The 12,272-nt window shown below is 51.9% G+C and carries 5 protein-coding genes; 4 read left to right on the top strand and 1 reads right to left on the bottom strand.

Going from position 1 to position 12,272, the window contains the following annotated elements:
• Window positions 1–106 precede the first annotated feature (106 nt).
• The 4 genes from Q4E93_RS25095 to Q4E93_RS25080 all read left to right on the top strand — a co-directional run bounded on the left by Q4E93_RS25095 (window position 107) and on the right by Q4E93_RS25080 (window position 10,598).
• Window positions 107–403 carry a hypothetical protein gene (locus Q4E93_RS25095; protein ID WP_303590034.1) on the top strand — a complete coding sequence of 99 codons (297 nt, stop codon included), beginning with the start codon at window positions 107–109 and terminating at the stop codon, window positions 401–403.
• 30 nt (window positions 404–433) lie between these two features.
• Window positions 434–1,330, top strand: a complete 897-nt coding sequence (locus tag Q4E93_RS25090; protein WP_303590032.1) for an MBL fold metallo-hydrolase — start codon at window positions 434–436, stop codon at window positions 1,328–1,330.
• 148 nt (window positions 1,331–1,478) lie between these two features.
• Window positions 1,479–1,667, top strand: a complete 189-nt coding sequence (locus Q4E93_RS25085) for a CsbD family protein (RefSeq protein ID WP_303590031.1) — start codon at window positions 1,479–1,481, stop codon at window positions 1,665–1,667.
• A gap of 186 nt (window positions 1,668–1,853) precedes the next feature.
• Window positions 1,854–10,598 carry a GH36-type glycosyl hydrolase domain-containing protein gene (locus Q4E93_RS25080; protein WP_303590029.1) on the top strand — a complete coding sequence of 2,915 codons (8,745 nt, stop codon included), beginning with the start codon at window positions 1,854–1,856 and terminating at the stop codon, window positions 10,596–10,598.
• Window positions 10,599–10,934: 336 nt separating this feature from the next.
• On the opposite strand, the gene creD is transcribed toward Q4E93_RS25080, so the two are convergent.
• Window positions 10,935–12,239 (bottom strand): cell envelope integrity protein CreD, encoded by a 1,305-nt coding sequence (gene creD / locus Q4E93_RS25075; RefSeq protein ID WP_303590027.1) that lies wholly within the window; start codon window positions 12,237–12,239, stop codon window positions 10,935–10,937.
• Between the last annotated feature and the right edge of the window lie 33 nt (window positions 12,240–12,272).

The following is a 12,272-nucleotide window of genomic DNA, read 5'->3' as shown; positions in this document are numbered from 1 at the left end:
TTGCAGACTTGAGTTTTTGGATGTTCGTTTTTGCAACAGACGCTGTCCGGGTCGTCAGGATGTCTCGTGCTGGCACAAGATTTTAGTGCCCTTCATACAAAAAAATATGGCAACCCATACAAATACTGATGCGCTCCTGCCCGTCGATGAGCATTTCCTGCAAAGGTTGATGCCGGGCTCGCATCTTTTCCATTATCCCCGCGTTGGCGATGCGGAGGCATCTTTCCGGAAGAGTCCTTCCGCGGAATATACCATGTATTCCGTCATTGACGTGCCCACGGAGAACGACATTGTGCTGACGAGGGCTTTCGATGAAAAAGAAAGAAAGCGGTCCTATTCCCGGGACGACCTGCTGGCAGGCGAATGGTGGTATAACCCGGAAACCCTGCAACCGGGGAAATAATCGGGCAAATCGTATTACATTTGTCGCCGGATGTCTTTATATATCACTTCACTTAATTCGGGCAGTAATGGCAACTGCTATTACATCGGGAATGATCAGGAAGCTATTCTTGTCGATGCGGGCCTATCCTGCCGTGAAACGGAGAAACGTATGCGTAGGCTGGGCCTGTCCCTGGGATCCGTGAAAGCGATATTTGTCTCGCACGAGCATGACGATCATATCAAGGGCATTCCGATCATCGCCAGAAAATATCAGCTGCCAGTATATATCACTTCGGATACTTTGGAGAATTGGGGTTGCGAACTGGAGAAGCATCTCGTATGCTCCTTCAGCGCTTATACTCCCGTGACCATAGGATCGCTGACGATCACACCCTTTCCAAAGTTCCACGACGCAGCTGATCCACACAGCTTTATCATAAGGGAAGGCCCTACCGTCGTTGGGGTGTTCACGGATATCGGCGCTCCCTGCGAGCATCTGGTCCGGCATTTCAGGCAATGCCATGCCGCATTCCTGGAGGCAAATTACGACGAAGACATGCTGGAGAAAGGCAGCTATCCCTTTCATTTGAAAAAACGCATCCGTGGGGGACAAGGGCATCTTTCCAACCGGCAGGCACTGGAGCTTTTCCTTGCCCATCGTCCTCCTTTCATGAGCCATTTATTCCTGTCCCACCTCTCGCAGAACAACAATGATCCGGACCTGGCGCAAGATCTTTTCAACGGGCGAACGGAGGGTGTAAAGATCGTTCTTGCTTCAAGATTTGAGGAGACATCGGTATATGCCATACAAGGCAAGGAGGGAGATATCATGCCGCACTGGAAGCCCGAGGGTGCGCCGGCGGAGCAAGTGCAGGCCCGAAAGGCCTTGACAGCAGGGAGCAAAAAAAAGCAGGAGCAGGATCCCCGTCAGCTGTCATTGTTCTAGGTCATTCCCATTGTATTTATCATTGTCTATCCGGAAGGAGTTCCCAGTAACGGCCCGCTGCACCTTAAAGTAAGCGGGGTTTACCGGGGGATTTTGCGTACCTTTAGGGGAATGCCATGGTTATACATGGCTCCTACAAACAAAATAAATGACAGTTAAACAAGAATTAAAAGGGAATTGGAGCGAGCAGAAGATCAAGCTCAAGGCCCGATATCCCTCACTGACGGACAGGGATCTGATGTATGCGGAGGGCAAGAAAGAAGAAATGCTGAATAATCTGCAGATGGTGCTGGGCAAGCCCAGGCCAGCGCTTTACGCAATGATCGAAGCGTTGTAAAAGCCTACCATTCGTCTTGTTGTGGAAGATCCCACCTCATTCATAGCTACCTGCCGTCGATAAGATAAGTCATTCAAGCACAAGTACGATAGACCGGCTATCCGGAGAAGAACATTCATCAACAGCCGCTGCCCGCTCCGGCAGGTATATTCTCTTTGTCGGGCTTTAAAAATTTTGATCCATATTATGAAGGTCACTACAGGCACTGTGTTTGACATATTATCCCGTTTGCGCATTTATTTTCAGGGAAGCAATTCCTTCCGGAATTCCGACAATAAAGAGCCTTTCAGGTCCGAGCTTTACAGCGCGGATCAGATGAATCGTCATGGAACCCTTCTGGCCCGCTCTCACAAGCTGATGAAGCGCAATTCTTCCGACCAGCTATTGAAAAGACTGGTTGACAATGAAGAAACACTGCATGAGGTTCAAAACCTGATCGTTGAAAGCGTTGCGGCAGGTAAGAGCATTACCCCGGCGGCAGAATGGCTGCTTGACAATTCCTACCTTGTAGAGGAGCAGATCGTTATGGCAAGAAGGCATCTTCCGAAAGGATACAGTGAAGGATTGCCGTATCTCGCCGAAGGCAACTCTTCCGGCATGCCACGTATTTATGACATTGCCTTGGAGATCATTTCCCACAGTGATGGGCGGGTGGACGTAAAAAGCCTCACCAATTTCATTGCAGCTTACCAGGAATCTGCCTTGTTGACCCTGGGTGAACTATGGGCCATACCCATCATGCTGCGCCTGGCGGTCATCGAGAACCTCCGCAGAATTGCCGGGAAGGTAGCATTGGATATGATCGATCAAAATCTTGCGGGCTATTGGGCTGAAAAGATGATGACAACCATAAAGGAGGAGCCGGGTGAACTGATCCTCATCATCGCCGATATGGTAAGGTCCAGGCCTATATTGGGCAGCTCTTTCGTTGCAGAATTTTCCCGCAAACTGCAGGGGAAAGGTCCCTCCCTGGCATTACCTATCAGTTGGATGGAGGAGCAATTGACCGGCCTGGGCACCAGCATCAATGATCTTGTCCGGCAGGAGAATCAAAAACAAGCCGCCGACCAGGTATCGGTACGCAACAGCATCGGCACGCTACGGGTCATAGGCGCTACTGACTGGCGTGAATTTGTGGAATCCCTCAGCAGTGTGGAAGAGGTATTGAAACAGGATATTACGGGTACTTACCCGCTGATGGACTTTGCCACGAGAGACAGATACAGGCATGTTGTGGAATCCATATCCAAATCCTCCGACCTATCCGAGACGGAAGTGGCCCGCCTGGCAATTGCATTGACAAGACAGCATGTAGGAGAGGATGCTTCGTTCAATAGGTATCAGCATGTCGGTTATTACCTTATTGATAAAGGCCTGAGGCAGTTGGGGCAGGCCGCGCGTGTGCGTTATTCGATGGTCCGCAGGCTCGCTTTTTTCACGGACCGTATGCCTGCAACCATTTACCTGCTGTCCATCTTGTTCCTGACACTGCTGGCAGCGGCCGCCATATTCTATCCTGCCTACCGGTATGCCCCCCTTAACTGGCCACTGCTATCCCTGGTTGGGTTGATCACGCTTTCAGGGGCGTCCCAACTGGCTGTATCGATGGTCAATTGGTTATCTACGATCTGGACAAAACCCAAGCTGCTGCCCCGGATGGACTTCTCCGAGAACATTCCAGCGTCCAGCAGGACGCTGGTGGTCATTCCTACCATGCTTGCAGGAAAGGCCTATATTGAGGATTTGATCGAGGCGCTGGAGATACGATTTCTTGCCAACAGACAAGCCAATATTTATTTCGGGCTATTGACGGATCTTCCGGATGCCGCGAAAGAGGACATGCCGGAAGACGATGAACTAATCTATCTCGCCAGCAACAGGATACTCGCACTGAATGAAAGATATAAACAGGCGGGGGAAGACATTTTTTTCCTTTTCCACCGCCCCAGGACCTGGAATGCCCGGGAGAAGAAATGGATGGGATACGAGCGTAAAAGAGGAAAGCTGTCTGCTCTCAACGCTTTTATTCTGGGAAAGGGTCGTGATGCATTTTCCCTGATCACGGGCAATTATCCTGTTCTCAATGGGGTGAAATATGTCATCACACTTGATTCCGACACACAGCTGCCCAGGGAAACGGTGTGGAAGCTGATAGCCACGATGGCACATCCGCTCAATCATGCGTTGTATAATCCTCAAAAAAGGCGGGTCACGGAAGGGTATGGCATCCTGCAACCCAGGATTGGATCCGCAGCCCCTGCAACGCCGCCTTCCCTGTACCTGCGTATACAGGGTGAAACAGCCGGCATCGACCCCTATTCACTGGCCTCTTCAGACGTATACCAGGACCTTTTCGGCGAGGGTTCGTTCATCGGCAAGGGGATCTATGATGTCGAAATATTCGAACAGGTATTGCAGCCTGCCCTGCAGGAAAATCGTATCCTGAGCCATGATCTGCTGGAAGGTTGTTATGCCCGGTCCGGCTTACTGAGCGATGTGATCTTATATGAGGAAGGGGTTCTTCAATACAGGGCTGATGTCCGGCGCCATCACCGTTGGATAAGAGGAGATTGGCAGGCTGGCGCCTGGATGCTGCCTTTCGTCACCAACAGTGAGGGCCGATTGATAAAAAATAAGCTCTCCGGCTTGTCCAGGTGGAAAATATTTGACAACCTCCGGAGAAGTTTCCAGCCATTGACGCTGTTATTCCTTTTATTAGCGGGGTGGTGCTTTTTACCGTCGCCCGGCTATTGGACCCTGGTCGTCATCGGCATCCAATTGCTGGCACTGCTGGCAGCGACGGCCTGGCAGTTACTGAACAAGCCGGTTGACCTGACTTTGAAAGCACATTTATCCGAGATAGGCGTTTCCATCGGCCAAATACTTGCACGATTCCTATTCAATCTCGCCGTCCTGCCTTATGAGGCCTTAAAATATACGGATGCCGTCATACGGACCAATTGGCGAATGATCGTTTCCAGAAAAAAATTATTAGAATGGTCGCCCTCCGCCACCGCATCGCGGAATGATCATAACGATGTCGCGTCGATGTACAGATCCATGTGGGTCGCTCCCGTGCTGGCCATTGCCTGTGCGGGCTTTTTGTTATTTACCTACAGCGCAGCATTCTATGTCGCCAGCCCCATCCTTGCACTCTGGGTCCTCGCACCGTTGCTGGCGGCCCATGTAAGCAGCCCTGCCAAGGATACGACGGTCAAGCTTACAGATGAGCAAACTTCCTTCCTTCTCAGGTCTGCCCGTAAGACATGGGCATTTTTCGAGCAATTTGTGACGGCGGCCGACAACTGGCTGCCACCCGACAATTACCAGGAGCAGCCCGTTGCGGTGATCGCTCACCGCACTTCTCCCACCAATATGGGAATGGCCCTGCTTGCCAATCTCACCGCCTATGACTTTGGCTACATCGGGGGAGGAGAACTCGTGCAAAGGTGCAACAATACCCTGCAGAGCATGCTCAAGCTACAGCGGTATAAAGGGCATTTTTACAACTGGTATGATACAAGATCCATGTCGGTGCTGCAGCCCAGGTACGTTTCGGCCGTCGACAGCGGTAACCTCGTTGGTCATCTGCTCACCCTGCGGCAGGGCTTATTGCAGCTACCCGGTCAACCCGTATTCGGGACTCGTATTTACGAAGGTTTCCAGACTACTGCCAGCATCATTACGGGACTCTCCGGGAAACATCCCTCCGCGCAGGCAGGCAAGATAATGACGTTATTGAACGGGGCAACTGCTGAAAGCAGTTCATTGAGCATTGTAAAAAAGCACCTGGACGAGCTGGCGTCGCTCCTCGGGGATCTGCCTTCTGCCGTCGTCCCGGAACATACGGTTGTCTCCAGATGGATCGACAGATTATCACGGCAGGTGAAAGCGATCAGAGATGACCTGGCGTTACAGATACCCTGGCTGGACATGTTGCCTATTCCATCGCATTATACTCAGCTAGCTACGATAGACCGCATTCCTACGCTTCTGGACCTAAGGGACATACCCGGCAATTTGCTGCCACATATCGAAGCCTATGAACAGGGGCAAAATGATCTCCGGGAAAAACAGTGGCTAACTGGTTTGCGCGATGCGATCATACAGGCAAGCCGGCTGGCGAATGAAAGGATCGCCCTCTCGGAACAGCTCGCTGAGGATTGTGAGCAGCTAAGCGACGTAGAATATGACTTTCTGCTGAACAAGTCGACCGGTCTTTTGCATATAGGCTTCAACGTCGATGAGCACCGGAGAGATGACAGCTATTATGATCTGTTGGCCTCCGAAATAAGACTGGGTATTTTCGTCGGCATTGCACAGGGGAAGTTATCACAAGAAAGTTGGTTTGCCCTGGGCCGTCTGCTGACAAATCCCGGAAAGGAGCCTATCCTGCTGTCCTGGAGCGGATCTATGTTCGAATATCTTATGCCACAAGTGGTAATGCCCTCCTATGATAACACATTGCTTTCACAAACCTCCAAAGCAACGGTAAGACGGCAGATCGAGTATGCGGGCCAGCAAGGCGTGCCCTGGGGTATTTCAGAATCGGCTTACAATATGGTGGACGCCGAGCTGAATTACCAATATCGTGCTTTCGGTGTGCCCGGCCTGGGGCTAAAGCGAGGCCTGAAAGAAGACCTCGTGATAGCGCCTTATGCCAGCATGCTGGCGTTGATGGTGTCGCCAGCGAAGGCATGTGCAAACCTCCGGACATTAGCTGCGGAGGGGTTTGAAGGTGAGTTCGGCTTTTATGAAGCCATCGATTATACTCCCGGGCGACAGCCCCGGGGTAAGACCCATACCATTGTGCAGTCATTTATGGTTCACCACCAAGGCATGGGATTGCTTTCGCTTGCTTACGTGCTGCTGGATAAGCCCATGCAGCAGCGGTTTGTGTCGGAGCTCCGGTTTAATGCCACCCTCCTGTTGCTGCATGAACGTCAGCCGAGGGCAACACCTTATTATGTACATGCTGCCGACCTTATCGAGACACATGTGGGCGGCGCCGAGACACCGGTGCGGAAAATTACAACGCCCCACACAAGGACACCAGAGCTCCAGCTTTTAGGTAATGGCCATTACCAGGTGATGGTCACTAATGCCGGCGCCGGGTACAGTCGCTGGAACGATATCGCAGTCACCCGCTGGAGAGAAGACACTACGCAGGACAACAGGGGTATATTCTGTTATATTAAAGATACACAGAACGGACATGTCTGGTCCAATACTTATCAGCCGACCCTGCACCCCGTAAAAAACTATGAGGCTGTCTTTTCCCAGGGTCATGTTGAATTCTCCAGGACTGACCATGGACTGGATACAAGGACGGAAATAGTGGTCTCTCCCGAAGATGATATTGAAATGCGAAGGGTCGGCATAACCAACAGAACCCAATCGGCAAAGATCCTTGAGGTTACAAGCTATGCAGAAATAGTAATGGCAAGGCAGGATGCCGATGAGGCGCATCCTGCCTTCAGCAATCTTTTTGTCCAGACGGAGGTCATACCACAATATAATGCGATATTCTGCACGCGCCGTCCTCGTTCTGCGGATGAGACACCTCCCTGGATGTTCCATCTGATGGATGTCCATGGCGGATTGGTGGAGGCCGTGTCATTCGAATCGGATCGGATGCAGTTCGTCGGCAGGGGAAGGACCCTGGCGAACCCACAGGCTATGGAAATTGACCAGCTCTCGGGCAGCAATGGGTCCGTGCTCGATCCTATCCTTTCTATCCGCTATCGCATTCACTTAAAGCCTGGCCAGACAGTCAAGGTCGACCTGATATATGGCATCAGTCCTGTGAAAGAAGCATGTGAAAGCCTGATGCATAAATACCGGGACCAGCATTTGAAGCACCGTGCATTTGAACTTTCCTGGACACATAACCAGGTGCTCCTGCGGCAAATCAACGCCAATGAATCCGATGCGCAATTGTACCTTCGGTTAGCAGCTTCCGTTATTTACGCTAATTCTTCCTTCCGGGCAGAGGCGGCAGTGATCCTCAATAACTACAGGGGGCAGTCGGGGCTTTGGAGCCATTCAGTTTCAGGTGATCTGCCAATTGTATTGATGCATGTCCACGATCCGGGAAGCCTGGAGTTAGTAAGACAAATGGTGCAAGCGCATGCCTACTGGCGTCTGAAAGGGCTGGCGGTAGACCTGGTGATATGGAATGAGGATTACGGCTCTTACCGGCAGTTGCTGCAGGATCAGATCCAGGGCATGATAACTGCCGAAGCCGCCGGCAATGCAGGGCATGCCAGGCCCGGCAATATTTATGTGCGATCGGCGGATCAGATCTCTTCCGAAGACCGCATACTTTTTGAAAGTGTTGCGCGGGTAATAATCCATGACAATAAAGGCACATTGTCTGAGCAGGTGGACAGGCATTATGCGGAAAAAGTGCTCCCGCCACTTCTGGAAATCAAGCCGGCGACGACGAAGGTAACCCAGGAAAAGATCGCGTTACCCAAGGATCTGTTGTTCTTTAATGGAACAGGAGGATTCACGCCCGATGGGAAGGAATATAAGATCATCGTGGAGAAGGGCGTCACCACTCCCGCACCCTGGGTGAATGTCATTGCCAACCCGGATTTCGGTACCGTGGTCTCGGAAAGCGGATCTGCCTATACCTGGGCAATCAATGCCCACGAATACCGCATTACGCCCTGGAGCAACGACCCGGTGAGTGATGCCGGCGGCGAAGCCTATTATCTCCGGGATGAAGAGACGGGACAATACTGGTCCCCGTCACCATTTCCGGCTAAAAGCGCAAGTCCTTATATCGTTACCCATGGCTTCGGATATTCGGTCTTCGAACATATGGAACAAGGGATCTCTTCCGAATTGACGGTCTTTGTGGACAAAGCACTACCTGTAAAATTCATCGTGTTAAAGGTCAGGAACCGGTCGGGCCAGGAACGTAAGCTGTCGGCTACGGGCTTCCTGGAAATGATCCTGGGGGATGTGCGATCCAAGACGAACATGCATATCATTTCAGAAGTGGATGCCGGCAGCGGGGCCCTACTGGTGCGGAACCGGTATAATACCGCGTTTGCCGAGCGGGTGACCTTTTTCAGAACGGAGGGCCCCAACCAAAGTCTCACGGCGGATCGTTCGGAGTTCATCGGCCGTAATGGCAACCTGGAGAGCCCACACTCCCTACACCGAAAAAAGCTTTCAGGCAGGGTGGGCGCCGGTATGGATCCCTGTGCAGCATTACAGGTGAAATTCGACTTGTTCGACGGAGCAGAAAAAGACATCATCTTCCAACTGGGAAATGGAGAGAACATCACGGCAGTAAATACACTGCTGCGGCAGTTTGCAGATAAAGGGGCGGTGTTACGGTCCCTGGATGAAGTAAAAGCATATTGGCGTACAGTGGTGGGGGCGGTACAGGTGACGACGCCCGACACAGCATTGAACATCCTGGCCAATGGCTGGCTGACCTACCAGACGATGGCCTGCAGGGTCTTTGCCCGGACCGGGTTCTATCAATCCGGGGGCGCATTTGGTTTCAGGGACCAGCTACAGGACGTATTGGCCTTGCTGCATACGCAACCTGCGCTTGCGCGGCAACAGATCCTTTTAAGCGCATCCAGGCAGTTTGTGGAAGGAGACGTGCAGCACTGGTGGCATCCGCCAGAAGGGAGAGGCGTACGTACAAAATGCTCCGATGATCTCTTGTGGCTGCCCTTCGCGGTTGCCCGGTATATCGATGCGACAGGCGATAAAGCCATCCTATCCGTAACGATAGGGTTCCTTGAAAGCCGGTTGTTGCAGCATGAAGAAGATTCTTTCTATGATCTGCCGGTCAGCGGCAGTCTGAGCGCCCCTCTTTATGAGCATTGTGTTCGTGCGATCCGGCATGCTCTTCCCCGGGGCAAGCATGGCTTACCACTGATAGGGTCGGGAGACTGGAATGACGGCATGGACCAGGTAGGTAATAAAGGACAGGGAGAAAGCGTATGGCTTGCTTTCTTTTTATATGATGTATTGGTACGTTTTGGCAATGTAGCGCATGAGTATGGCGATGCCGGATTTGCCGATGTCTGTACAAAGGAAGCGGCCGCGCTGAGATCCGACACAGAAGCTTCCGGCTGGGACGGCGAATGGTACCTGCGCGCCTGGTTCGACGATGGCGTGCCATTGGGGTCGAAAGTCAATAATGAATGCCGTATCGATGCCATTGCCCAAAGTTGGGGGGTATTGTCCGGAGCGGCAGATGGAGAACGGGCGGCCATGGCGATGGATTCGCTAAATAAGCACCTGGTCCGCCGGGATCTGAAGCTCATCCAACTGCTGGATCCGCCATTTGAAGGCAGGGGACTCAATCCCGGCTATATCAAAGGATACGTGCCGGGTGTACGTGAAAATGGCGGTCAGTATTCCCATGCTGCCATATGGGCGCTGATGGCCTTTGCAAAATTGGGCCAACGGGCGCTTGCCTGGGAGCTGTTTCAAATGATCCAGCCTCTGAACCATACTTTGGATCCTTCGTCAGTAAATGTATATAAGGCAGAGCCTTATGTGATGGCAGCGGATGTGTACGCCAACGAGTCGCATAAAGGCAGGGGGGGATGGACCTGGTATACGGGCTCCGCCGGGTGGATGTACCAGTTCATCATCGGCAGTTTGCTGGGCATTGAATTGCTCGCAGACCGCCTTCGTTTCAAACCCTGCTTTCCTCTGGAATGGCCGTCTATTTCGATGGACTACCGGTATGGGCGCGCTATTTACAAGATCACCGTATTTCAGGACAAGCATTCCAATGGCTCATGGTGGAAAATGGATGACAGGGAGGGGCAGGGAGAGACGGTGCAGCTTACGGACGATGGGTTACAGCATCAGGTGGAAATGCACTATTGTGTTGATGTACAGTCATCCCGCAAGAACCGGATTGGCGCTGTTGATGCTTTGGGCTAGCTTTGTTCCTGTATGTCCGCCATAGAACATTCCGTGCCGGGGAAGCTGAGGGCGGGCCAGGTACGACGCGCCGCCTGCTGCAGGTGGTGAATATGAGCGCAAGGATATTGTCACGGGCCCATTCCGGGTCTTGAGCCGATGGCTTCGCAGATACAGAACAAGACAAATGAGCATACAGCTGAAAGTAAGATCCCAATCACGATCCTGATCATTTTGCTTCCGTCAATGAATTTCCAGATGCAAGGTATAATGATCAGTGGGGCAACGAGGGCCAGGAAGCACAATGCCAATTGTATAACATCCAAGAATGTATCCATATGGATAAATAATTAATTTTTATTCCGTCCATTTGATCTTTCTCGAAAAATACATCACAACACCCAGGGTAATGAACAAGCCGATGCTACCCATCAGCAGGGCATAATCCTGCAATTGGATCAGGGTATAGATGAAGCCGTACAGCAGGGTGAGCAACGAACCGACGAACAGCGACATCTTAGCGCTGCGCAGGATGCTGCGGACATACCAGGCAATAAGAAGGATGGTCGCCAGGGCTGCAGTCAGGTATGCTTTATTGAAGCCGATGTACTCAGAGAATGACAGGAGCAAGGTATAGAACAGGCAGAGCGCAAGGCCTACCAATACATATTGCAGGGCATGGATCGGAGATCTATAGACCCATTCGATGAGAAAGAAGGCGGTAAACGTGAGAAGGATGATCAGGATGGCATATTTCACGCTGCGGGTCGTCTGCTGGTAAGCATCCACCGGGACGATGAGGTTTACACCAAAGGCGGACTTGTCCATGTCGTGGACATTGTCCTTCCATTGCTGGGGATAATTGCGATTCAGATACAGCACTTTCCAGTCAGCGGCAAAGCCACTGTCTTTCACCGAACGCAGGTCCGGGAGATAGCTGCCGGCAAAGCTGGGGTCCGGCCAGGAAGAGGATGCTCTTACTGTCGTGGTCTTCCCCGCAGGTACGAACAAAAGGTTGCCGGAGCCTTTCAGCTGAACGGTAGCAGAAAAATCCAGGGGAACATGTGTGCCAGCAAAGGATACAGGAAGGGTGGCGCTCAGCGCGTTCTTAAACTGATCCGTCGAGAATTTAGCGGGCACCAGGTCCAGGTCCGACCCAGCCAGGTGAAGGATCATTTCTTCCCTCAGTCCCTGTACATCGCTGATATTGAAAAAAACTGCCGCCTCATTCCACAGCAGCCGATCGGCCGGGATATTCAGCTCGACTATACGCAGGCTGTCAAAAGCACCTTTTATCTGCAGTTCCGCCGTATAAACGATGACCTGATAAATGCCGCGGTATCTTTTTTCCGGGACGACATGCGCCTGGATATTCAGCTTGTCTGGAAGGAAATAGGCCCATTTCTTTGTTTCGACAGTCTTGTTGTCAACGGTCACCATTTCAGTGTAAGGTATCCCAATGGCAGGGCCCGTGATCGTCTGTGGGCCAGCCCATTTCGAGCTGATCTCGCCTACGGCTTCCTGCTGCCGTGACTGCCTTTCGGAAACGAGACTTTGTATAAAGGCAGCGGGTATCAGGAGCAGCAGCACCAGCATGCCGATGAAAAAGCTTTTCAGGATGATCTTATTGCGATCCCAAAAACTTTTGATGATATTTTCCATATTGTCAGGGGTTTATTTTGTTTAGGGTAAAGG

Source organism: Flavitalea plasmicola (assembly GCF_030546645.1).
Classification (GTDB): Bacteria; Bacteroidota; Bacteroidia; order Chitinophagales; family Chitinophagaceae; genus Puia.
The sequence above is the reverse complement of the archived record's forward strand: the minus strand, read 5'-3'. Positions and strand labels throughout refer to the sequence as shown.